Source organism: uncultured Selenomonas sp. (genome assembly GCF_963528755.1).
GTDB lineage: Bacteria > Bacillota > Negativicutes > Selenomonadales > Selenomonadaceae > Selenomonas.
Map to the genome: position 1 here is coordinate 18940 of NZ_CAURXA010000009.1, position 23522 is coordinate 42461.

21 protein-coding genes, 1 tRNA gene and 1 pseudogene are annotated in these 23522 nt (G+C 59.5%); 1 reads left to right on the forward strand and 22 read right to left on the reverse strand.

Annotation, left to right across the window (positions count from 1 at the left end):
* Positions 1–187: 187 nt before the first annotated feature.
* From RWS31_RS10060 to RWS31_RS10090, 7 genes are all read right to left on the reverse strand, one after another.
* Entirely contained in the window at positions 188–964 is a 777-nt protein-coding gene (locus RWS31_RS10060; protein WP_314598051.1) for a histidinol-phosphatase HisJ family protein, read from the reverse strand.
* Positions 961–1827 (reverse strand): 16S rRNA (adenine(1518)-N(6)/adenine(1519)-N(6))-dimethyltransferase RsmA, encoded by an 867-nt coding sequence (rsmA, locus tag RWS31_RS10065; protein WP_314598053.1) that lies wholly within the window; start codon positions 1825–1827, stop codon positions 961–963. Before rsmA ends, RWS31_RS10060 begins: the two co-directional genes overlap by 4 nt.
* Positions 1824–2423 (reverse strand): ribonuclease M5, encoded by a 600-nt coding sequence (rnmV, locus tag RWS31_RS10070; RefSeq protein WP_314598055.1) that lies wholly within the window; start codon positions 2421–2423, stop codon positions 1824–1826. The genes rsmA and rnmV overlap by 4 nt, the downstream gene beginning before the upstream one ends.
* A 149-nt stretch (positions 2424–2572) precedes the next feature.
* On the reverse strand, positions 2573–3247 hold the full coding sequence (locus RWS31_RS10075) for a thymidylate kinase (protein WP_314598057.1): 675 nt from the start codon (positions 3245–3247) through the stop codon (positions 2573–2575).
* A gap of 55 nt (positions 3248–3302) precedes the next feature.
* The gene (locus tag RWS31_RS10080) at positions 3303–4727 is read right to left on the reverse strand and encodes an ATP-binding protein (protein WP_314598095.1); all 1425 of its coding nucleotides are present in this window, start codon (positions 4725–4727) and stop codon (positions 3303–3305) included.
* A 43-nt stretch (positions 4728–4770) separates the two neighbouring features.
* Complete coding sequence (locus RWS31_RS10085) at positions 4771–5535, reverse strand: response regulator transcription factor (protein WP_314598059.1); 765 nt, start codon at positions 5533–5535, stop codon at positions 4771–4773.
* Between the two features lie 106 nt (positions 5536–5641).
* On the reverse strand, positions 5642–6517 hold the full coding sequence (locus RWS31_RS10090; protein ID WP_314598061.1) for a LysR family transcriptional regulator: 876 nt from the start codon (positions 6515–6517) through the stop codon (positions 5642–5644).
* A gap of 432 nt (positions 6518–6949) precedes the next feature.
* Here RWS31_RS10090 and RWS31_RS10095 point away from each other — a divergent pair, with 432 nt between their 5' ends.
* Positions 6950–11743 (forward strand): TonB-dependent receptor domain-containing protein, encoded by a 4794-nt coding sequence (locus RWS31_RS10095; RefSeq protein WP_314598063.1) that lies wholly within the window; start codon positions 6950–6952, stop codon positions 11741–11743.
* A gap of 210 nt (positions 11744–11953) precedes the next feature.
* Here RWS31_RS10095 and RWS31_RS10100 read toward each other — a convergent pair.
* The 15 genes and pseudogenes from RWS31_RS10100 to RWS31_RS10170 all read right to left on the reverse strand — a co-directional run.
* Positions 11954–12292: pseudogene (locus tag RWS31_RS10100) on the reverse strand (autotransporter outer membrane beta-barrel domain-containing protein); the annotation flags it as partial.
* Positions 12237–12440, reverse strand: coding sequence for a hypothetical protein (locus RWS31_RS10105; protein WP_314598065.1), 204 nt, complete (start codon positions 12438–12440; stop codon positions 12237–12239). The pseudogene RWS31_RS10100 and the gene RWS31_RS10105, both read right to left, overlap by 56 nt.
* A 16-nt stretch (positions 12441–12456) precedes the next feature.
* Positions 12457–12548 (reverse strand) — tRNA-Ser (locus RWS31_RS10110).
* Positions 12549–12842: 294 nt separating this feature from the next.
* Positions 12843–13844, reverse strand: a complete 1002-nt coding sequence (hypE, locus tag RWS31_RS10115) for a hydrogenase expression/formation protein HypE (protein WP_314598066.1) — start codon at positions 13842–13844, stop codon at positions 12843–12845.
* Positions 13834–14940: a hydrogenase formation protein HypD gene (hypD, locus tag RWS31_RS10120; protein ID WP_314598068.1), complete on the reverse strand. Its 1107-nt coding sequence runs from the start codon at positions 14938–14940 to the stop codon at positions 13834–13836. The genes hypE and hypD overlap by 11 nt, the downstream gene beginning before the upstream one ends.
* Before the next feature lie 16 nt (positions 14941–14956).
* Positions 14957–15187 (reverse strand): HypC/HybG/HupF family hydrogenase formation chaperone, encoded by a 231-nt coding sequence (locus RWS31_RS10125; RefSeq protein ID WP_006192758.1) that lies wholly within the window; start codon positions 15185–15187, stop codon positions 14957–14959.
* Positions 15187–15924, reverse strand: coding sequence for a HyaD/HybD family hydrogenase maturation endopeptidase (locus RWS31_RS10130; protein WP_314598070.1), 738 nt, complete (start codon positions 15922–15924; stop codon positions 15187–15189). The genes RWS31_RS10125 and RWS31_RS10130 overlap by 1 nt, the downstream gene beginning before the upstream one ends.
* The gene (gene hypB / locus RWS31_RS10135) at positions 15921–16586 is read right to left on the reverse strand and encodes a hydrogenase nickel incorporation protein HypB (protein ID WP_314598072.1); all 666 of its coding nucleotides are present in this window, start codon (positions 16584–16586) and stop codon (positions 15921–15923) included. Before hypB ends, RWS31_RS10130 begins: the two co-directional genes overlap by 4 nt.
* A gap of 4 nt (positions 16587–16590) precedes the next feature.
* On the reverse strand, positions 16591–16932 hold the full coding sequence (hypA, locus tag RWS31_RS10140) for a hydrogenase maturation nickel metallochaperone HypA (protein WP_314598073.1): 342 nt from the start codon (positions 16930–16932) through the stop codon (positions 16591–16593).
* A 101-nt stretch (positions 16933–17033) separates the two neighbouring features.
* On the reverse strand, positions 17034–17276 hold the full coding sequence (locus RWS31_RS10145) for a hypothetical protein (RefSeq protein ID WP_006192754.1): 243 nt from the start codon (positions 17274–17276) through the stop codon (positions 17034–17036).
* 15 nt (positions 17277–17291) lie between these two features.
* Positions 17292–18008 carry a Ni/Fe-hydrogenase, b-type cytochrome subunit gene (gene cybH, locus RWS31_RS10150; RefSeq protein ID WP_264918159.1) on the reverse strand — a complete coding sequence of 239 codons (717 nt, stop codon included), beginning with the start codon at positions 18006–18008 and terminating at the stop codon, positions 17292–17294.
* An 81-nt stretch (positions 18009–18089) separates the two neighbouring features.
* Positions 18090–19997 (reverse strand): nickel-dependent hydrogenase large subunit, encoded by a 1908-nt coding sequence (locus tag RWS31_RS10155; protein ID WP_314598075.1) that lies wholly within the window; start codon positions 19995–19997, stop codon positions 18090–18092.
* Positions 19994–21100 carry a hydrogenase small subunit gene (locus tag RWS31_RS10160; RefSeq protein WP_314598076.1) on the reverse strand — a complete coding sequence of 369 codons (1107 nt, stop codon included), beginning with the start codon at positions 21098–21100 and terminating at the stop codon, positions 19994–19996. The genes RWS31_RS10155 and RWS31_RS10160 overlap by 4 nt, the downstream gene beginning before the upstream one ends.
* Positions 21101–21434: 334 nt before the next feature.
* Positions 21435–21818, reverse strand: coding sequence for a hypothetical protein (locus RWS31_RS10165; RefSeq protein WP_314598079.1), 384 nt, complete (start codon positions 21816–21818; stop codon positions 21435–21437).
* Between the two features lie 130 nt (positions 21819–21948).
* Positions 21949–23481, reverse strand: coding sequence for a Ppx/GppA phosphatase family protein (locus RWS31_RS10170; RefSeq protein ID WP_314598081.1), 1533 nt, complete (start codon positions 23479–23481; stop codon positions 21949–21951).
* Positions 23482–23522: the final 41 nt, after the last annotated feature.

Below are 23522 nucleotides of genomic sequence, written 5' to 3' on the forward strand. Positions count from 1 at the left end.
ACTTTTTGAAATAAATTTTCATTCACGTCTGCTGTTCCTTTCTTTGAGAGATTCGCGTCGCCTAGAAAGGCGCATGACTCCTCCCCATAAGGGCGTGTACGACGATGGCTGCGAAGCGAAGTTCACAGGCAGCCGTCTGTTTCCATCCCCCCGGTCGGTCGATCCTCCTCTTAAAATTCGCTAAGATTCAGCAATATTCCTTCTTGCGGGCAAAAAAAGTTACGATGTGAAGGCCGAGATTTTCTGCCATATCGTGCGCTTCACGAAAGGCGAAGCCGATCGCAGCCGCATTGTGCGCATCCGAGCCGAGCGTGACCTCGCGCCCGCCCAGATCGCGGTAGCGACGGAAGATCGGCACGAGCGACGACTTGCCCTGCGGCGCGTCGAAGCGGCGCGTGTTCAACTCAAGCACGGTGTCCGTCTCGATGAGTGCAGCAAGTACCTCGTCGATCTCCTCACCGTAGGCCGCATAGGTCAGTTCCGTATCGAGGTAAGCGGCATAGCGTGCGATGTAGTCGATGTGCGCGAGGATGTCGATGAAGTCGCCGTGCGAGCGCACGCAGTGCGCCATCGTTTTGAGGTAGAGTCGGTAGACCTCGTCCTTTTTGCGTCCCTCGTAGAGAGTCTCGTAGTAGAGGTCGAAGCCCATGAGCGTGTGGATTGAGCCGATGACCTGATCGAAGGGCGCTCGAAGGAGAAAGGCGCGGTTCTTTTCGGCAAGGCCTTCCTGCATGCCGAGTTCGACGCCGAGCCGAAGCCGCTCTCCCTTGCCGCGAAGCGCTTCGTACTTCTTCCAGTAGTCTTCGGGCGAAAAGGTGAAGTCCTTCTCGCCCGGAAAGTCCATGTCCTCGTGCTCAGTGAATACCGCGCCGACGCCGAGCTTTGCGGCTCTTTCGAGTGCGTCCTCGGCCTTCATCGCGGAGTCAGCGGAGACTTCCGTGTGCATGTGACTGTCGAATATCATGCTTCTCCCTCCATTTGCATGGCAGAAAAGACGTTGGCAAGGCGCGCGAACTCGGCAAGACTCAGCGTCTCGCCGCGCCTTTTCTCGTCGATCGCGGCCGCGTCCAGCGCACGGCGCACGGCATCCTTCGACGCTCCCGTGCCGAGGAGCGCGTTGGCGAGCGTCTTGCGCCTCTGGCCGAAGGAGGCGCGCGCGACGCGGAAGAACATGCGCTCGTCGGTTACCTCTACAGGCGGTTTCCCGCGCTTTTGGCACGCGATGACGGCGGAGGCGACCTCGGGCGCAGGAATGAAGGAGCGCGGCGCGACCTCACGCACGATGCGCGGCTCCGTATGGTACTGCACGGCGACGGAGAGCGCACCGTAGATCTTCGAGCCGGGCGCGGCGATCATGCGTTCCGCCACTTCCTTCTGCACCATGGTCACGATGTGCGTGATGGGCAGATGCTGCTCAAGAAGTGCGAGGAGGATCGGCGTCGTGATGTAGTAGGGCAGATTCGCCGCGACTTTGAACGGCTGATTTTCCATGAGGGCACGGATGTCCGTCTTCAAGATGTCGCCGGGCACGATGCGCAGATGATCGTAGGCAGCGAGCGTCTCGGCGAGGACGGCAGGCAGCTTCTTGTCGAGTTCCACGGCGGTGACGCGTGCGCCGGCTTCGAGAAGCCCCTGCGTCAGCGTGCCGATGCCCGGGCCGATTTCCAAGACGCGGTCGCCTTCTTCAATTTCCGCCGCCGCCACGATGTCCTTGACGACAGAGCCGTCGACGAGGAAGTTCTGCCCGAGCCGCTTCGAGGCGCGAAGGCCGAAGGCCTTCAGAATGTGACGCGTGACGGCAGGACTGGCAATCTCGGGAGCGATCATAATGCGCCTCCTTTCGCGGCTGCTTTCGGCTCGTCATTTCGCACGGCAGCCATTTCAGCGCCGTCCTCCAATGACGCCAGCGCCGCCTCGAACTCCTCGCGCGTCACGCCGTAGCTGTTGAGGCGCTTGCAGAATGTACGCGCGTTCGCCCAGCCGACGCCGAGCTGCTCGCCGAGCTGCGCGCGCCGCCGACTCGCATCCTCGCCGCCCGAAAGCCCCGCGAGGATGAGATCTCGGCTCGTAAAGACTTCGCGCGGTGTGATCGTGCACGTGCGCACCTTGGCAAGTGCTCGGCGGATCGACTCGGGCGAGGCCTGCTCGACGCCGATGTCGCCCTTGGCTGTCGCCTCCTCCTTCGGGATGAAGGCATGACCCGCCTCGGGAAATCTCTTCGCGAGGAAGCGCCTTATGCGCTCGCCCGCAGAATCCGGATCGGTGAGGATGATGATGCCGCGCCTCTTGTACGCCGCCTCGATGTCGGCGAGCGCACGCCTGCCCAGCGAGAAGCCGCCCGTCACGATGCAGTCGGCGTCGAGCGCCTTGCGGACAGCGACGACGTCCATCTTTCCTTCCACAACAAGAACTTCTTTCAGCATATCTTTCCCTTCCACAAAGGGGCTGTGCATAAGCCCGCTTCGACTCATGCACAGCCCTCGTTCACTGCAAATCATATATCCGCCTTCCACAGGGGCGGTTTTGCGAGCGGCGCACAATGTCCGCTTTGCGGACACTGTGCATGTATTCCTCACAGGATGCTCCGCACCGCTTCGTAAATTTTTTCATGCACCGCCTCGCGCGAAAGCGGCTCGCCCGCCTCGCTGCAGCGGATGCGCTGCCAGCCGCAGCGCGTGGCAAGATTGACCGACGCCCGATGGCAGCGCACGAGGTAATCCTCGTCGCGCTCGTGGATATCCTGTGCCATGCCGCTTGCTGCTGCGCGCGCTGCGATGAGGCGACGACTCACGGCTGGATCCATGTCGAGAAAGAGGACGAGATCGGGGCGCGGCAGCGCAAGCTTTTCGTACTCGAAATCCTCAAGCCACGCGAGAAACAATTCGCGCTCTGCTTCATCCTCGATCTTCACGGCCTGATGCACCATGTTCGCCGTCGTGTAGCGGTCGGCGAGGACGATCGCACCCGCCTCAAGATCTGCACGCCATTTCATCTGAAACGAAGCGTAGCGGTCGACGGCAAAGAAGGTGGATGCAGCGTAGGCGTCGACTTCGGACGCACGTTCGCCGAAATCGCCGCCGAGGTACATGCGCACGAGCGCCGACGACGGCGAAGCATAATCGGGGAACTCGACCTGCCGCACGCAGCGGCCTTCGGCGACGAGCCTTTCCTTGAGCATCTTCGTTTGCGTCGCCTTGCCCGAGCCGTCGCCCGCCTCCAAGACGAGGAGTTTCCCATTCGCCTGCAAGTTTCCAACCTCCTTCACACTTCCGCGATTTCCATCCTTGGGGCAGCTCCTGCGCTCACTCCACACACGGCACATGGAGGATGAACTTCGTGCCCTTGCCGAGATCGCTCTCCAGCTCGATGCCGATCGCATGCTGCTCAGCGATCCAGCGCGCGATCGAAAGCCCGAGTCCCGTGCCGCCCGGCGCATCCTTGCCGCGCGTCCGCGCGGAATCGACGCGATAGAATCGCTCGAACACTTTGTCCTGATGCTCCTTCGCGATGCCGATGCCGTTGTCGGCAAGCGTCAGAACCATCTCACCCGCTCCACGGCGCAGCTCGATTGTGATGCGGCCGCCCTTGGGCGTATACTTCATGCTGTTTTCGAGGATGATGCGCATCATGTGCTTCATAAGCAGCGGATCGGCGTAGACCGCGCCCGGTTCATTTGCAAGAAGCTCGACCTCGTGCCGCGTCGCGATGAGCGCCATCTTCTTCACGACATCCTCAACCAGAGGCGCGAGTTCCAACCGCTCCTTATGCATGGCGAGCCGCTTCTGGTCAGCGCGTGCGAGGAACAAGAGCTTCTCGATCAGCCCCTGCATGTCCTCGGCTTCGGAAGCCATGGCAGCGAGTCCCTCTTCGAGCGTTTCGGGATCACTCGCACCCCAGCGGCGCAGCATGTCCGAATAACCGCGGATGACCGTCACAGGCGTCCGAAGCTCGTGCGAGGCGTCGGATACGAAGCGCCGCTGCTGCTCGAATCCTACCTGTATGCGATCAAGCATGTGGTTGAACGTCTCGGCAAGCTCGGCAAGTTCGTCCTTGACAGGAGGTACAGCGATGCGCCGCCCAAGGTCGGTGACCTCAAGGGAACGCGCCGCCTGCGTCATCGTGCGGATCGGCCGCAGGATGCGGCAGCTGATGAAGTAGCCGGCGGCGAGCGCCAGAACGATGCCCGCGAGATTCGTGATGGTCAGCACCTTCTGCAAAGTCGTGAGGAAGTGACGCTCCGCTGTGATCGTGCGGAAGAAGTGCAAAACATAGGTATGTCCGCTCTGGTTGATGATGATCTTGTGGTAGTAAATGTGTGTATTGCCAATGGTCGAAACGTACATTGCCGAATTCGCCCAAAGCGGTGGATGCTGGTCAATGTGCGCCTCGACGAGGCGGATAGACGGATAGTGCGTATCCGACTCGTAGACAACAGGGCCATCCGCGCCCTCCGTCACGCGCAGCACGACGCCGGGCATCAAGAGATCGTCCTCGTAGATGGAGAAGGCGAGTGGATAACGATGGCGCATGTCGGGCGCCGTCTCTTTAAAAATCTCCGTGCCATGCTCGATCGCGGAGAGCACATGCTCCTGTGATCGCGTAAGTTCGATCTCCGCCTGATGATAGAGGGAATAATAGATACCGATGGCGGAAACGATGCTCGTGAACACGAGCACGAAGACGAGCACCGCCGCATAGACGAGCGTCAACCACGTCGATATGCGCATATGGCGCGAGGAGCGCAGGCGGGAAAGTGCACGCCAGAGCCACCTAGCCTTTGATCGCATAGCCGACGCCCCGCACCGTGTAGATGTACTTGTCGTCGAAACGCTCATCAATCTTCGCACGCAGATAGCGGATGTAGACATCAACCACGTTCGTGTCTCCTACGTAATCGTAGCCCCAAACCTCCTGCAGGATCTGGTCGCGCGTGAGGACATTGGGCTTGTTGCGCAGCATATATTCAAGAAGTGAATACTCCTTCTTCGTCAGTTCAACGAGATCGCCCTTGACGCGCACCTCGTAGCGCCCCGGATAGAGCACGAGATCCTTGACGGCGAGCACGCGTTCGTCGCGGTTACCCGCCTCGTTCGCCTTGTGCACGCGAATCGCCGCGCGCACGCGGGCCAGCAATTCCTGGATAGCGAAGGGCTTCGTGATGTAGTCGTCCGCGCCGATGTCGAGTCCGTTGACCTTATCCTCGACATCGTCCTTCGCCGTCAGCATGATGATCGGCACGTCGCTGATCTCGCGCACACGGCGGCAGACCTCAAGGCCATCCATATCGGGCAGCATGATGTCGAGGAGAACGAGATCGTACTGCTCCTGCACGATGCGCTCGTAGGCGCGGCGTCCGTTCTCCTCGGACTCCGTCTCAAAGCCCTCGTGCTCCAGCTCCATCTGCAGAAAGCGCGCGATGCGCCTCTCGTCCTCGACGATCATGATCTTCTTCGGGGACTCTGCCGTCTCCGCCGCACTCACGGCTTCCGCCGTTATGCTTTTCGTTGCTTTTTCTGCCTTTGCTGCTCTCGCCATGCTGTATCCTCCTGTTCTTCACTGCGCCCCGCGCTTCTTTCGTGCGGACGCTTCCTCTCATCACTCCCGGCGGCTTATAGGAAGCGCGGACCCCCCCCACTGCATCCTATCGAAGTCGCTCGCGAAGGAGCGACAAAAAGCTTGCAGCCGCCGCCGAAAGCGGTCGATCACGTTTCCACGCGATCACCGTATGCGTCAAGATCTCCGGCTCGACGATCCGCTTGCAGACCATCGATTCATCCGTCAGAAGGCTCTTCGCCGACTGCGGTAAGATCGCCGCGCCGAGTCCTGCCTTCGCTGCCAGGACATCCTGTACGATACTGTCGCTCAGGCACAGGATGCGCGGCTCGAAACCTGCCTTGCGGCAGGCAGTAAGAAAGATGCCCTGCCAACGAAGCGGGATGATGATTGACTGCTCGGCAAGCTCTGCGAGCCGCACGAAATCTTCGGCCGCACCGCAGGGCGCCGTGCGGTTCATCATCGCCGCGAGCGGTTCGTTCGCGAGCACGATGGACTCGTAGTTCTCGCGCTCGACCTCCGTGCGCGTAACAGCGATCTCGATAAGCCGGTTGTCGAGCATGTCGAGAACTCGTGCGCCCTCAGCCTCGAAGATCTGGAATGTCACGCGCGGATGCGTCTCGTGAAACGCCGCCAGAAGCCCCGGCACGAGATTTGCGCCCGAGCTTGTGATCGTGCCGATGCGCACCTCGCCCGCCGTGCCTTCGCCCACATCTTGGATCTCGCGCACCGTGCCGTCGACAAGGCCTAGAATCTGCTCGACGCGCTCCTTGAGCACGCGCCCCGCCTCCGTCAGTCGGATGCGGCGGCTGCCGCGCTCGAAGAGCTTCACGCCGAGCGCACTCTCCAGTCGCTTCATCTGCCTAGACAGCGCGGGCTGCGCCACGGCGAGCCGCCCTGCGGCATGGCTGATGTTGCCCTCCTCCACGATCGCATAAAAGGCACGCATGTCCTTGATATCCATTCTTTCTTCTCCCCTTCGGCGCCAAAGCGCCCGTGCAGCATCCAGCCGCCGCACAGTGTATACTCTTCTTATTATAGGGGGGAATCTTTCGCAAAGCAAATGAATTTACTATGAAAGTCCAAGAAGCCAAGCCAAAGGCGCAGGCTGATTGGCTAACTTTCATTAAGGCGTGTGGGCATATGTACAGTGTGCCGCTTTGATGAAACTGCTGCGAGAAACGGGCGCAAAAGCAACTCATGCCGCTCTGCGCAACGGCTGAACATATGCCCACAGAGTTTACTATGAAAGTCCAAGAAGCCAAGCCCAAAGGGTGTAGATGATAATAATTATATTTTTAATTTATAAAACTCCAACTTTGTAATTGTATTCATTTTTATTTTCTTTTATAATAGAAACCGCAATTCATTTCATACTCACCAAGGAGGAAACAGCATGGCAAGGAAGAGATTCCGTCCCCGCGATTACAAGCTGCTCTCGCTGGGCGTAGCGCTTTGGCTGGCGGCGCCTTTGGGTGCGGCGCACGCAGAAGAGGCTCCCCCGCAGGAGACACAGCGCGTTCAGACGGAAGCCGTCGACGTCGAAGCACAGGCGGCACAGGAAGAAGCGAAGTACGAGTCGCAGCAGAAGACGATCATCACGAAGGAAGACATCGAGAAGAAACAGGCGAAATCCGTCGAAGAAATCATCTTCTCCGAGACGGGCGTCTCGCGCACGGTCGACGCTATGGGACGCGTCGGCGTTTCAATCCGCGGCGCAGAGCCGCGCCACACGTTGATCCTCGTAGACGGTCAACCTGTCATGGGCGACTTCGCGAAGTATTATGGCGCGGCGGACGAAGTCATGCGTCTCGGCACAGAGAACGTCGAGCGCATCGAGATCATCCAGGGCGCGGCAAGCGCGAAGTACGGCTCGGACGCCATCGGCGGTGTCGTCAACATCATCACGAAGAAGGCAGCAAAGTCTCCTTCCGTGAAATTCAACGTAGAAGGCCGCTCGACGGAAATGGATTCCATCTTCCCCTACCGCAACATTTTCCTCCGCGCTGATTCTGGTGCCATGGGCAAGGTGCAACTCGGCGTTTACGGAAGCAAGCGCGACATCATGCCGGTATATAGCGACGAGGCGCGTATCCAGACGGGGCTTGCCTCGTATGTCACGGATTTCGAAGATAACAGTCTTCGCTACTACGGGGAAGCAACGAATCTCGGAATGGTCGGCAGCTACAAAGCTAACAAGAACAATACCTTCAATTTCCGTGCGGAACGCTACACGGAGAACCTCGATCGCTATGTCAAGCGCACGGATTCCCTTATGGAGCCGCAGCAACACTACAGTCGCAGATCGGGACGCAACACCTACAACTTAGGATGGACAGGACGCAACAAAGATACGGACTGGAACATCGAGTTCAACTACGCCCGCCTTTTGGAGAACGATCTCACGCTGACCAGCAACTACGGCCGCTCTTCCTATACGGGAAAAAACATGCTGAACTATGTCGACAACGTCGATCATGCGCAGATGAACATCGATGCGACCTTCAACACGCAGCTGAACGACAAGCATCTGCTCACCTACAGCCTCGGCTATGCACACGAAACGGGATCGGGCAGCCGCCTCAAGAGTGCGCCGAAAACCTCGCTGCGCAGAATCGACCCGTGGGACTACGACAAAAGCCTGCTCGTCGTGCAGCGCGACGCCAAGGATTACGGGCTGAAAAAAGGCGACGTCGCCTCCTTTATCCATGCACACAAACTTCTGCCCGATGCTGAGCGCGGCCTGCGCTGGGATGTGGACAACGAACTTTACGGCTATGTGAGCGGCGATTCGAACTCCTACAAACCCGAATTCACCTACGAGGATTATCTGAAATACTCCAACGACGGCGCGAAAAACTTCTATTCGACGCTGGACGCGATCGACGCCGACGGCGCTAGAGCACGCTACGATGCCTTTAACAGTAGGGTTGGATCCGAGAATACGGACCATCTCATCGGCTGGAATCGCGATTTCGACGGGCTGTCCTACTACAGCGATCCCAACAAGATCTTTAACTACACGCTCAACGGCAAGCTCTTCAAAGAAATCCAGGAATCCCTAAAGAATCAGGTCATTGTCGGCGAGGCAACCATCAATAAATATCACATCACCATCGGTGATACATGGATGATGAATAACAACACCATCTTCTCGCCCATCGTACGTCTCGACCACAGCAGCCTTTTCGGCACGCATGTGACGGCAAACTTCGGCATCACGCACAACATCAATGGCAACCCCCACCTTCGCTTCAAGTCCAACATCGGTACGGGCTACTCCGAGCCGGGCATGGGCGAGTTGTACTACAACTGGGAGATGTACGGAGGCAGCCCCGTCGACCAAGATCGTGCACGCCTTGGTTGGTATTGGACTGGCAATCCGAACCTGAAGCCCGAGAAGTCCGTTAACTTCGACATCGGTATCGAAGGAGAGACAAAGAAGACCACGATGCGGGCGAACCTCTTCTACAACTCGATTCGTGACTACATGACCACTTACTACACGGGCTATAATATCGACTTCCATCCGAATCTTAAAACCGCGGAAAAACTCGGTTACCCCCCCGATATGCTCTACAGCTTCAAAAATATCGGCAAGGCGGAGATCACAGGTCTGGAACTGGAAGTGAAGCAAAAGTTCGACAAGCATTGGTCTGGAAAATTCGGCTACACTTACCTCCATGCAATTAACAAGAGCGATCCGAATATGCCGCGTCAACTTCTTGATAAGCCCAAGCATAAGATTGATATCGGCATCGATTATGAGAATCCTGCCAGCGGCTTTCGTGCGTCCCTTTGGGGGGACTATTATATCCACATGCTCGACAGCAACTCTGTTACGGGCGGTGCGAACTACATGAAGATGGACAGCGATATGAGGGGAGGCTACATCTTCGAGAATCAGTATGCAACCCCTGGAGCCCGGCGCTACCAGCGCAAGACCTTCGGCATCTGGAATCTCATGCTCCAAAAGAAGTTTGGCGAGGACGCGATGGCGTACATCGGCATCGATAACATCTTCAACCATCGTGACGATGATCGCGCGACACAAGCACGCGTCTATCGTCTCGGTGCCAACTTCGCCTTCGGTCCGGACAGCAACACCAAGCCAAAACCGCCCCTCACAGAGGAGGAAAAGGCTGCTCTCGCCGTACAGGAAGCCGATTCGGCAAAGGAATTTCTCTCGCAGTCGAGTGGAACTTCCGTCAAAAACTCGACCGATGCGCTTTTTGATCATTCCTTCGACACCAAAAAGCCGCTGGGTGTGGACCTCATCGGTGACTATCGCTTCGAGTGGGATTCCCACGGCGGCTCGAATCGCCCGCCCGTCAAGATGACGTCTGATTCGTCAGTCGGCTCCGCTGAAAAGAACATGAATGACCCCAAGGAGCACGGATTCGCTCAGCGTCTGCGTCTCGGTGTCAACGCGCGGCTCAGCGATCATCTGAACGTTGCCTTGCTCGCCTCCGCATCGGGCAAGGATGGCACGGAAACAAGGACGACCAATCCCGAATCGCATGGTCTCAACAATCTGCGCATCGGTACCCTAGATGTTACCTATCACGAAGGGAATTTCGACATCTCCCTCGGGCGTCTGCAGGAACGCATGGGGGTCACGGGATATTATTTCGGCAAGGATTTCGACGGCATCCGTGCCGCATGGACGAACGACCGCACACAGGTGCACCTCGGCTACGGCACATTCGAGCACAGCACAGGCATATCTGACTCAGCCTACACCCATGCGACGCACGCGGTCTTCTACCGCCCACCGACCATCGCCGAATTCATCGGTCTGAATCGTTCCCTCTTCGGAAGTACGTTCGATACCCCTGCGCCCGTCGCAGATGCGAACGACAAGATGAACTTCTATCAGCAGCTGACGGCAGCAAAGGCACGCGGTGCAAGCGTCGCGGAGCAGGCGGCCATCGTGAAGCGGATGTACGACATCGCGACCGCCGCATACGGCAGCGATCTACTGCGAAAGAATGAGCAGGACGAGACCGAACGCATGCAGATGAACGCGCCTGGAACTGTCAATTATCAATACCTCGATTCGAGCAACACGCTTCAGACAGGAACGATCGGCTCCTTTGAAACACTTGTCTGGGGATTCGATCATCCGGAAGATAAAGAAAACTTCTATATGACGATGGCGGACTACCCAAGTGTCCTCGACGGTGATGGCTCTGCGGCATTGCAGAAATGGTGGGCTACAAACAAGGCGAAGGTCATGACGATGTATGAAAACATCGCCAAGGCGAACGCCGGCACCGGCGCGACGAATATCACGCTCACGACATCCGAGAACGACGTTTACAACGCGCTGTTCAACGACAACTTCGTCAGCGAAACGACAGACGATGCGCTCCCGGGAACATACTACTACCCGAAAACTATCACGTCATACTTCAATTCCCTCGGCAAGCGGCTGTACTGGACGGAATATGCAAGCGCCCTACCCCGCGATGCCCTCGCAAAATACACGGGCACGCCGATCCGCGCGGAGGGAACGGTTCTGGAAAGCGACCGCATTCCGCCCATCGAAAAGGCCTTCTTCGTACAGGCGAAGCACGCACTCACACCGAATCTCGGCCTCTCCCTCTGGTATCTCGGCTCGACCAGCAATAAGACGTTCCAGGCGCTCCACGCCAACGGACATGGCAATGACACGTATACATACGACAAGCTCGCGAGCGTCATCGGCATCGGTGCACGCTGGAAGATCGGTGCCAACGCGGCCATCTCTGTCGATTACGGCCAGAATCGCACGGACTTCGCTCGCCATATGAACGGTCATACCATCTACGAACACGTCTCGGGAACGGATCGCTTCAACATCAACGGTCATGCGGACGGCGGCACGCCGCATTTTTGGACGGTGCGCTTCGATATAGGCAGAAGCGACATGGACGTCAAGGGCAGCTGGAATGTCTTTGCCGACTATAAGCGCTTCGATCACGGCTCTTTCTTCGGCGGCAACGGCACGAACTACCTGCCCGACCGCTATCTTGACGGCATCCGAAGCTTCAGCATCGGTGCAGGCTATGTACCTATGAAGAATCTTCTCGTCGAGCTGTTCTACACGTTCGATGCAAAGGGCATCGGCAAACGCGACACGCTGTACGGGCCTGAGAACTTCTCTCTCGGCAACTATGCACGGGCGCAGGTCACCTACCGCTTCTAAGCCCCCGCTGAAAGCAAGCAGCTTCAAAGAAGCAAGCAAAAAAACAGGAGCACAGACCCCTCGAGGTCTGTGCTCCTGTTTTTTTGCTGCCGTACGTCCTGCCCTACAAAGCACCGTCAGGATGCAGTTTAAACTTGCCGTCGAGGAAGATGTAGTCGCTGTCGTCGCCTTGGATGTGCCGACGCTCGCGCTCGCCTCGCCGCCGAATTCATGCTCCCATGCCAGTCCCGCATAGCATGCGCCCGTGTTCTTGTCCTTTTTGCTGTAGCGGAAGCCGAGACGCAGGCGATGCGAGTCGATGTCAACGAAGTCGTAGGCGTCGCCCGAGCCGCGCAGTTTCACCGATATACCGTCCTGGTGCGACCAGAAATAACGCACATAGGCGTCGAGGGAGGAGCTTTCCGACAGGGCGAAAGTCTTGCCAATGCCGAGGTGGAGGCCGCAGTAAGCATTCGAGCCGTCATATCCGGCATTCTCGCCGTGCAGGCTATAGTCACTCTTGGCGCGGCCTGCGCGTGCGGAGGCGACCGTGACATTGCCGAGGTTCAATGTTATTCGACGCCGCGCCCATGGATCTGCCGCCTGTGACGGCTGCGGCGTTCGCGCGGACGTTCACGGTGTTGCCCGTCGTCGTGTTGCCGATGGCAAAGCGGCCGCTCCAAGACACAGAAAAGGCGTCATCCCCGAAACGGGACAACGCCTGCCTTCATCACTGGCGGAGAGTGAGAGATTCGAACTCTCGATACAGGTTTCCCCGTATACACGCTTTCCAGGCGTGCTCCTTCAACCACTCGGACAACTCTCCAATGCTTGAATCTGCCTGCGGCAAGCCGCAGTCGATATGAAGTTTTCGTCAGCCTGCAAATAAGGCTACACAACAAGGATGAGTATACCATTTCCCATGCGGCTTGTCAATCGCAAGTTACAGGGAAATTACAGCAGGTAAATGAAGTGACATCGCAAATTCCAATGCTTCTTGCGCGTACTCCTATCGACTTTCTTAGACTAAATCCCACAGACTTACATCGCGGAAGTTACTTTACGAATTTACGCCGTTCCATGAAAAATTGCTATACATGCGGCGATGTGCGCCGCCGCCCTAGCAGATGCGCGGCACGAGATTGCCGAGCGGCATGTCGACGATGCGCAGGCCTCCGAGCGCCGTCTTGAGTGCGACGATACCCGGCTCCTCCGCTGTCGTGCGGCCGATGCAGCAGGCGTTTCTGCCGTAAGGATGCTCGTGCATGGCGGCGAGAAGCGCCTCTGTTTCTTCGGGCGCGCAGAAGGCGATCGCCTTGCCCTCGTTCGCCAATTCCAGCGGATCGAAGCCGAGAAATGCGGCGATGCCCTCGACCTCTTCGCGCACGGGAAGCGCCTCTTCGTCAAGGATGACGCCGACCTGTGCCGCACATGCGATCTCGTTCAAGACCGCCGCCGCGCCACCTCTCGTCGGATCTCTCATGCAGGCGATCGAGGGCGCGGCGCGGCGCATGAGGGCGGCGAGTTCTCCCAAGGGCGCACAGTCGCTATGAAGCGTCGCGGGGATCTCGATGCCGTGGCGCTCTGCCATGACGGTCGCTGCATGATCGCCGAGCGTGCCCGAGAGAATGACGTCCATATCCGCCTTGACATTCTGCGGCTCCATCGCGCGTTCGATCTCGCCGATTCCCGCCGTGTTGATGTAGATGCCGTCTGCCGCGCCCTTGCCGACGACCTTCGTGTCGCCCGTGACGATGGCGACCTTCGCTTCTGCCGCAGCCTCCTTCATCGAGTGCAAAATGCGCCTGAGCTCCTCGATGGGCAGGCCTTCTTCCAGAATCAAGGCGCACGAGATGTAGCGCGGCACGGCGCCCGTCATCGCGAGATCATTGACCGTGCCGCAGACGGCGAGCTTGCCGATGTCGCCGCCGGAGAAGAAGCGCGGCGCGACGACGAAGGAATCCGTCGTGAAGGCGGTCTTGCCGCCAAGGTCGAGCGCCGCGCCGTCGTGCATCTTCTGCAGGAACTCATTGCCGAAGGCAGGCAGGATGACGCTCTCCATCAGCGCCTGGCTCAGGCTGCCGCCCGCGCCGTGCGCGAGCGTGATCTTCTCATTTTCCAAAGTGAAACCTCCCTCGGCCGTACTTGTACCAGGCGGCGCACACGCCCTCGACCGACACCATGCACGGCCCTACGGCGTGCGTCGGCACGCACGCCTTCGCGAAGAGCGTGCAGTCCGTCGGGCGCACCGCGCCGCGCAGAACCTCGCCGCAGCGGCATGCCGTCTTCTTCTCTGTGCGCTCAACTTCGACGGGCAGTCGGCGCTCGGCATCGAACGCGGCGAACTCCTCGCGCATGCGAAGCCCCGAGCGCTCGATGACGCCGAGGCCGCGCCACTCGTCCGCCGTCTCCTCGTAGACGCGCGCGAGGACGGCGAGCGCGGCGGGGTTGCCCTCTTCGCGCACGACGGAGCCGTACTCGTTTTCGATGCGGGCTTCATTCGCCGCCGTCTGCCGCACGAGCCGCCAGACGGCACGCAGGATCGCGAGCGGCGTGAAGCCCGCGACGACGCCGGGCTTATGCGCCTCATCGGCGAGAAAGGCGTAGGGGCGCGTGCCCGTGACGACGCACGCGTGCCCGGGCAGCAGGAAGCCGTCGACATGCACATCGGGATCAGCCAAGAGGAGCTTCACGGCAGGCGGCACGAGTTTCTGCGCCGACAAGACGCAGAAGTTCTTCAGTCCCTCCTCCTTTGCCGAGAGCACCGCCGCCGCCTCGGTCGGCGCTGTCGTCTCAAAGCCGACGCCGAGGAAGACGACCGTCCTTTCAGGATTCTCCCGCGCGGCAGCGAGCGCGTCGAGCGGCGAGTAGACGACGCGGATGTCCGCGCCCGCCGCACGCGCATCTGCGAGGCTTTCGCGGCTACCCGGCACCTTGAGCATGTCGCCGAACGTCGCGACGGTGACCGCCTCCATCTTCGCGCAGGCGATCGCCTTGTCCATGTAGGCGTCGCTCGTCACGCACACGGGACAGCCGGGGCCGGAGACAAGCTCAATATTCTCGGGCAGAATCTGCCGAAGTCCCGCGCGGAAGATGGCGACCGTGTGCGTGCCGCAGACCTCCATATAGCGAAGATGCCTGCCCGCGGCAAGGCGCTCGATGTCAGCAAGGAGCGCCCTTGCCGCTTCCTTTTCTTCTTGCGGCGTGAGTTTCTTCAAGGCATTTCCTCGCTTCCTACATCACCGTGCGCGGCGCACCCTTCATCTCGGCGAGCAGCGCGTACGTTTCTTCGGCGTCTTTTTCCTCAACGATCTGCATGGCAAAGCCCGCATGTACGAGCACGTAGTCGCCGAGCTTCGCCTCAGGCAGCAGCATGAGGCTCGCCTCGCGCTCCACGCCGTTGACGGAGACGCGCGCGACGCTGCCCGCAATATCGAGCACCTTCGCCGGTACAGCAAGACACATCAGCCTTCGCCTCCCTTCGTCAGAAGCTCATGCGGCAAAGTCTGCCGCGCCGTGCGCATCGCCTCGCCCGCCTGCTTCATCGGCACATCGAGCGGCGCATCGGCCTCGTCCTCTGCGACGAAGCCGCACGAAGCGCCCGCCTTCTCATGCTTCGCCTCGGCGACGCGCGTGAAGGCGACCTCGCGAGAAGCACCCTTCGCCCGCACCTCGACGCCCCAGCGCGAGAGCACGTCGATGGCTCGACGCTCGATCTCGGGCAGAAGTGCCTCCATCTGCGGGCTGAGCGCAACGCCCGCACCGACGGCGTAGGGCTGTGCGCCGAGCACGACGACGTCGGGAATCGCGCGTCCCGTCACGGAAAGCGTCGCGAGCACGTCCTGAATGCCGACCTCGTGCACCGACAGCTTGTCCTGGAAGTGCGCCGAGATTCCCTCATTCTCAAAATGAAAGAGCGTGCCCGCCTCCTTGCCGCCGTTGACGGAATCGAGCACGAGCAGATGCTCCGTGCCCGTGATGACGCCCAGAAGCTCCGCGCCGAGCGTGCCGCCGTCGATGATCTGCACGGTGGGCGGGAAGTCGTACTTCTCGCGCAGGAGTTCGGCGGCGCGCACGCCGAAGCCTTCGTCCTGCAGGATGACGTTGCCGATGCCGAGAACCGTCACGGCGGGCGTCGCCTCAAGCTCTTTTCTCGCACGCTCGATCTCTTCGGGCGATACGTCCAAGAACGCTGCACTCATCGAGCCGCCTCCTTCTTCTCGCGCACATTCTTCCGAAGCCACGAGAGCCATGCGGGGAGTCCCTCGCCCGTGCGGCACGCGATCGCCATGACCTCGATGCCCGGATGAAGCGTCTGGATGTCGTCTGTCGCACTCTCCAAGTCGAAGTCCGTGTAAGGCAGGAGATCGACCTTGTTGAGGAGAGCCGCGTCGGCCTCCTTGAACATCAGCGGGTACTTCAATGGCTTGTCGTCCCCCTCCGTGATCGACAGCACGACCGCCTTCTTGTCCTGACCCAGCTCGAATTCCGCCGGGCAGACGAGGTTGCCGACATTCTCGATAATGAGCATGTCGAGCGAATCGAGGTCGATGGACGAGAGCGCACTCTTGACCATCGGCGCGTCGAGATGACAGCCGCCGCTCGTGTTGATCTGCACGACGGGCACGCCGAGGCGGTCGATGCGCTCGGCGTCCTTCGACGTGAAGAGATCGCCCTCGATGACGGCGAGACGCATCTCCTCCTTCAGGGCTTCCAACGTGCGCTCCAGGAGCGTCGTCTTGCCCGCGCCCGGCGATCCCATGAGATTGAGCACGAATACGCCGCGCGCGCGAAAGTCTGCGGCATTCTCAGCCGCCACCTCATCATTCATCGCCAGAACGTTCTTCATGACCTTGACTTCCATTTTCTTAATCCACCTCCAAAGATTCCACCTTGAGTTCGCGTCCCGAGATGATTTCAAGTGCACCGTTCCTGCACGAAGGGCACAAGAAGCTGTATCGCTCGACATGCTGCTCCTTACCGCAAGCCGCACAGCGTCCGACGAGCGGCACGCGCTCGATGTCGAGCGCCGCGCCGTCTGCCGCCGTGCCTTTTGTCAGAGCCTCGAAGCAAAAGAGCAGCGACTCGCATTCCACGCCCGCCATTTCACCGACGAGCAGCTTCACGCGCGCGACGCGCTTCGCCTCGTTTTCCTCCATCGTCTTGAGCGCGATGTCCAAAATCCCCTCGGCGATCGCCATTTCATGCACCGAACTTCCTCCTATGCGAAAAGCGCCCCCTCCGGCGGCTTGCCGAAAGGGGGCGCCATCTTTCCCTGTTGAAACGATGCGGCAAACGCGCACCGTCCGACTCAGAGCGCAGCCGAAAGGCCTCGCTCCTCGAAAATGCCAAGAATCTCCGTGAGTTTCGTCTTCGCCGGATCGTAGTCGACCGTCGTTTCACCGTCGTGCGCGTGGATGTGCACATAGAGCACGCCCGCGAGACCCAAAAGCGCCTTTTCCGCGCCCTTCGCCGATTCCTCCGTATAGCCTTTGACGTTGAACTGCAGGCGCGTATTGCCGTTCGACGCGCCGCAGCCGCATTCTTTACACATAGACCTCTTCCTTCCTCAGCTCGCCCTGCCCCTATGCTCTTCCTCGGGGTGACTGAGCTGATAAGCGTCAAGCGGCTCGTGCGTCAGGATCTTCCTGCCGGAGAACATGCTCGACACTTCGCTCTCGCCCTCCATGAACTCCGCGCGGATGACCATGTAGAGATGGCCGATGGCAAAGAGGATGATGAACCAGGCGACGTAGTGGTGCACGAGGTGCACCATGAACTCGTTGCCCAAGAGCGTGATGACCCAGCCGAAGAGCATGAAGGACACGCTTTCCGGCTCGTTCGCGCCGTACATCGCAAAGCCCGTCAAGACCTCGATGGCGACGAGCACGTAGAGCAGCGTGTACGACATGCGCGCAATCGGATTCCTCAAGTACGACTTGTGCTCGTAGCGCACGAAGATGTAATGCAGGATGACGTCGCCGATCGCCCGCCAGAAAAGCCCCTCCCAGAAGCGCGGGAAGAGACGGTCGCCGCGGTTCACATAGAAGCCGTAGATCCTCAGGAGGAAGGCCGCCATGAAAGTGAACGCTGCGATGAAATGGATGTTTCGGATGTTGTCCGTCGTCATGCCGCTGAACGTCGGCTCGACGGAGTAAATGAGCCAAGGCTCGGTGATCATCAATCCCGTCGCAAAGAGGACCGAGATGCAGACGACCATGATCCAGTGAAAGATCCTGAGCCAAGGACTGAAAACGTAGTAAATCCTGCGTTTGACTTCTCTCATATCACATGTCCCTGCTGCCGCGAAACGCGCGATGAACGCCCCACTCGCGGCAGTTTCTCCTTTCCACGATGCGTGATCGTTCTATTCTTCCACCTGCAGTCCTGCATAGGGATCGGTCGTCATGATCTTGAGCGTGTCGCCGTTCGCGTTGTAGACGTGCGTGGAGCAAGCCATGCACGGATCGAACGAGCGGATGACGCGCACGATCTCCAAGGGCTTGTCGGGCACGGCAACGCGCGTGTCCATCATCGCCATCTCGTAGGCGCCGTGTCCTGCCGCATCGTCGCGCGGGCAGGCGTTCCATGTCGTCGGCACGACGCACTGGTAGTTCGCAATCTTGCCGTTCTTGATGACGACCCAGTGCGAGAGCGCGCCGCGCGGCGCGTCGTAGAGGCCGACGCCCTTCGCTTCCTTCGGCCACGTCACGGGATCCCACTTGTCGGATGTTGCGACGGCAAGGTCGCCGCCCTTGATGTTCGCGATGAGCTTGTCGAAGTAGTACTTCTCGATCTCGGCGTTGAGCTGCGCGTCGAGCGCACGCGCCGCCGTGCGGCCGACCATCGTCGGCAGCCAGACCTCGGGCGCGAGGCCGAGCGCCTTCGACACGGCGTCCATCTGATTGAGCATCATCTGCTCCGCCCACGTCGGATCGGGCAGGAGGCCATTCTTCGCCTTGACGTAGATGATGATGTAGCGCGCCAGAGGACCGACCTCGGCGAGTTTACCGCGCCATTTCGGCGTTTTGAGCCACGAGTACTTGCCCTTCTCGTTGAGCTCCTGCCAGTTCGTCTGCGTGCCGACCTTCGGCGCCGTGTACTTCGGCTTCGTCTGTCCTGCCCACGGATGGAGATCGCTCTCCGCGCCCTCGTACTCATACCACGAATGATCGACGCCCTCGGTGAAGGCGACGGGATCGGACAGATCCTCCGCCTTGACCTCCGTGAAGGTCGCCGCCGCAAGGCCTGCGCCGAAGTTCTCGACGACGCCGTTCGAGCGGATCAAGAGCTGGCGCATGAAATCGCCGTTTCGCGTGCCCGTGTAGCTCTGATCGGGGAACTGGCCGAACGCCATGACACAATGCTTGGCGAGGCCGCCGCCGTCCACCTTGCCCGCCTTGACGTAGAGCGAGCCGATGGCGAGCACATCGGGCAGATAATATTCGTTGACGAGCGTGCGCGTGAGGTTCACGGCGCGGTCGACGATGGCGAGGCGAGCCGTGTTGATCGGCGCATTGCCGTCGTCGAGGGAGATTGCGCACGGCATGCCGCCGACGACATAGTGCGCGTGCGGGTTCTTGCCGCCGAACACGACGTGCGGCGTCATGATCTCACGGTGCTTGTCGAGCATCTCAAGATAGTGGACGACCGCGATGAGATGCACCTCGGGCGGCAGGATCTTGTAGTCGGGGTGATCCCACCAGTTCGCCGCAAAGATGCCGAGCTGCCCGCTCTTGACGATCTGCTCGATCTTCTGCTTGAATGCCGCGAAGTATTCAGGCGTCGCATTCGGGAAGTCCTTCGGATACGCTTCCGTATTGAGCCCTGCAGGGCCTGCGAGCGGCAGGCGCAGCTTGAGAATCTCACGCTGCAGGTTCGCCGCCGCAACCGGGTCTGCCGCCAGAGCCTCGACGGGGCTGACCCAGTCGAGAGCGTGCAGATGATAGAAATGCACGAGATGATCCTGCACCGTCAGGCAGCCCGCCATGATATTGCGGATATAGTTTGCATTCGTCGGGATGCGGATGCCGAGCGCATCCTCAACGGCGCGCACGGAACACAGCGCGTGTGCCGTCGTGCAGACGCCGCATATACGCTGGATGTACGCCCACGCGTCGCGCGGATCGCGCCCGTTCATGACGAGTTCGAGACCGCGCCACGCCGTGCCGCTCGAAAGAGCATCCGTGACCTTGCCCGTCGCCTCGTCCACCTGCACCTCGACGCGCAGATGCCCTTCGATTCTCGTTACCGGATCGACCGTTACATGTTTCATTTATGCACCTGCTCTCTCTTCGCCTTCTCCTCTTCCTTCTCGATCGCCGCATCCGCCTTTGCGCGCTGCGCGAGGCTCAGAGCGCCGTGTACGACGACGCCCGCCGCCGTGCCGACCGCGAGTCCGACGCCGATCTTGTCGATGCTGCCCAGAGGCCCGTACTTCGGCAGACGGTCGGAGAACGGCGCATCGTCCCAGAAGTTCGCGTTCGTGCAGCCGATGCACGGCGCGCCCGACTGAATCGGATAGCTCATGCCTTGGAACCAGCGCAGATTGCCGCACGAAGCGTACGTCTCGGGGCCTCTGCAGCCGAGCTTGTAAAGACACCAGCCCGCCTTCGAACCCGCGTCGTCGAAGCGCTCAGCGAACATACCCGCATCAAAGAAGGGGCGGCGGTAGCACGTATCGTGAATGCGGTTGCCGTAGAACTGCTTGGGACGGCTCTCCATATCGAGGTCGGGAACCGAGCCAAAGAGAGCGACGTGCATGACGACGCCCGTCATGACCTCGGGGATCGGAGGACAGCCCGGGACATTGATGACCGGCTTGTTGCCCACATAGTGGCTGACGCCCGCCGATCCTGTCGGATTCGGCGCAGCCGCCTGGATACCGCCCGACGTCGCGCACGTGCCGTAGGCGATGATCGCCGCCGCATCCTTGGCTACGCGCTGGAACGTATCGATGAACGGATGACCGCCCGACATGCAGTAGACGCCATTGTCCTTCGTCGCAATCGCACCCTCGACGGCGAGGATGTACTGCCCCTTGTACTTTTCAATCGTCTGCTCAAGATGCGCCTCGAACGGCTCGCCCGAAGCCGCGCTCAGGACGTGGCTGTATTCGAGCGCAATCATGTTCAGCACCAGATCGGATGCCATCGGCGCCGCCGAGCGGATGAACGACTCGTCGCAGCCCGTGCACTCATGACCGTGCATCCAGATCACGACCGGCAGAGGCTTCGACTCCGCCGCCTCGACGACCTTCGAGACCATGCTCGTATCAAGCCCCATCAGAGATGTCAGCGCGACGCACCCTTTCAGGAAGTCGCGGCGGCTCAGGCCGTTGCGGAGATAACGCTCCCACATGCTTTCCCGCTTGTCCACATTACTGCCTCCTCTTTCGCCCCACCACGGGGGTATGCAGGAATACTTCTTCAAAGAGAGCGCCGGGCGCTCTCCAAGGATCGCTGATTGAGTCAGTCTTCCTTAATTAAAACATAATTATCCTTAGTTTTCAAGTTCTCCTTTTTCCTCAAAATTCCTGCTTGCAGTTTACATTTTTTCACACTTTTTTCTCATATTGAGATGTCAAGCCTAAGGGGAGCAGACGGATCGGGGATCTTTCATTACTTTTCCAGCCCCACGCAAAACGCCCCAGCACAAGGCAAAACGAAATCCTGTGCGGGAGCGTTTGCGTCAGCTCATACGGCAACCCGTTTCACAACCCAGAAGCGCGATGCAGCTTGAGCCTGCCGTCGAGGAAGATGTAGTCGTTATCGTCACCTTGGATGCGCCAGTCGAGCTGCATCATGCGCTCGCCTTCCTCTTCCAAGATCCAGAAGACCGTCGTTCCCATGGTCGAGCGATCAACGAGATCTTCGTACTTCGTGATCTCACAGCCGTTGATCTTCTGCCCCTCAACCTCCAAAATAAGTGTCCCCTTGGGACTGAGCCATTCCCCTGCGAGGAGCTTCAGTCGCGTCTCCATGCCAGACGGCGAAGACACCGCTTCCGGCGACGCAGCCACCGCTGCTTCCGCTCCCGCCAGGCTTGCGGTCAGAAGCAGTAGGACGCAAACGACGAACAAGAATTTTTTCCACATGACACATCCCTCCTAATACAGTTTTCCCTCAAGACTTTTCTACTATAATCTCAATTCTCTAAAAGAATGCGTTTCCTTGCTCGAAAAGAAATTTTCTAAGGAAATCCTTTCTTATGTTAGATACGCGCGCCTACTTGCGCCACACGATGACGAGCGGCCGGCCGAACTCTTTCTTGAACTGCTTGCAGAAACTCTGCATCTCGAAATCCGTAGCGCGGGTGTCGGCATCGGGCGCGGCGATGACGGAGAGCGCGACGCCCTCAGACGTTGCCGCCGCCTCAAACCCTGTGACAAGACCCTCGTAGGTCACATCGGCGGCCTCGGCGAGCGCGAGCAATGTCGCGAGCTTGCGGATCTCCTTCCATTCGGGCTGCGTGACCATCATGGCGTAACGATACGAGCGCATGATCTTGTTGCTGATGCCGTGATGGAAACCCGCGATGAAGGACGCCTTGAGCTGTTCTTTCTGCGTCATGCCGTAGAGCGGCGCGTTGTTGATGATGAAGGCGGAGTTTCGCGCGTGCTCGTAATAGTTGACGATCTTGCCCGCATCGTGCAGCCACGCGGCAACGGACAGGAGGTCGCGCGAACGCTTCGGAGCACCGTGCAGGCGCCTCAGCTGGTCGAAGAGGCTCAAGGCGAGATCGTGAACGCGCCCTAGATGCTCCATGCGCCGCTCCACGCGCTTCAGGTAGTTCTCTACGCTCGCCTTGAGCACGTCCTTGACGACGGGCGATCCTGCACCGTATTTCTTGCCGTAATACTCGTAGAAGACGCCGTCTCGGAGGCCGCAGCCCGAAACGATGAGGTCTTTGCCGCCGCTGAACTCCATGAGGCAGCGTGCAATCGTCGCACCTGCGACGATAATGTCGGCGCGCTCCGTAGAAAGCCCGCCGAACTTCCTGCGGTTCGTGCAGCTCGACTTGATGATGGCCTGATAGCAAGGCTCGAAGCGTTCGCGCGGAATGATGTAGTTATGGATGCGCGCGAGCTGGTAGCTCGTCTTGTACTGATCCATCTTCGCGAGGTTTCGGACGGTACCGCCGATGCCGATGACGGGCAGGTGTCTGTCCTTCGCCCAGGGAATCATCTCGCGGAACTTCTTTTCCACATGTTTCACGCACTTGTCGAGGACCCCCTGCGTCACGATATCCTGCATGCCAAACTTATCCGTCATCGTCACCGCGCCCAAGGGTACGGAAACCGACTCCTTAATCTTGCGGTTCAAAACGAGCGAAACCTCGATCGATGCGCCGCCGAGGTCGAACTGGATGAAATCCTTCGCGTCTATCGTGTTCACGACACCGAGGTATCCAAGGTATGCCTCGCGCTCACCCGAGATGATCTCAATCTCGATGCCCGTCTCCTCGCGAATACGCTCGATGAACTGCTGTCCGTCGGATGCGCTCCTCGCCGCCGCCGTCGCGACCGCGATGCAGCGCGTGACCTGCATGACCTCCATCATGTGCTTGTAGACGTGCAGGCACTCAAGCGCACGCTTCACGCCGTCAAGATTGAGTTTCCCCGTCTCCGACATGCCCTTGCCAAGCCGAATCGCCTCCTTTTGCTGATATTGCAGGAAATACGAATGGTTGTCGTTGATCTGCATGACGATGAACCGAATGCTGTTCGACCCCATGTCGATGATCGCCAGATTTTCCATCGATGCTCCCCCTCGCTTTGATACTACTTTAAAGTAAGTAT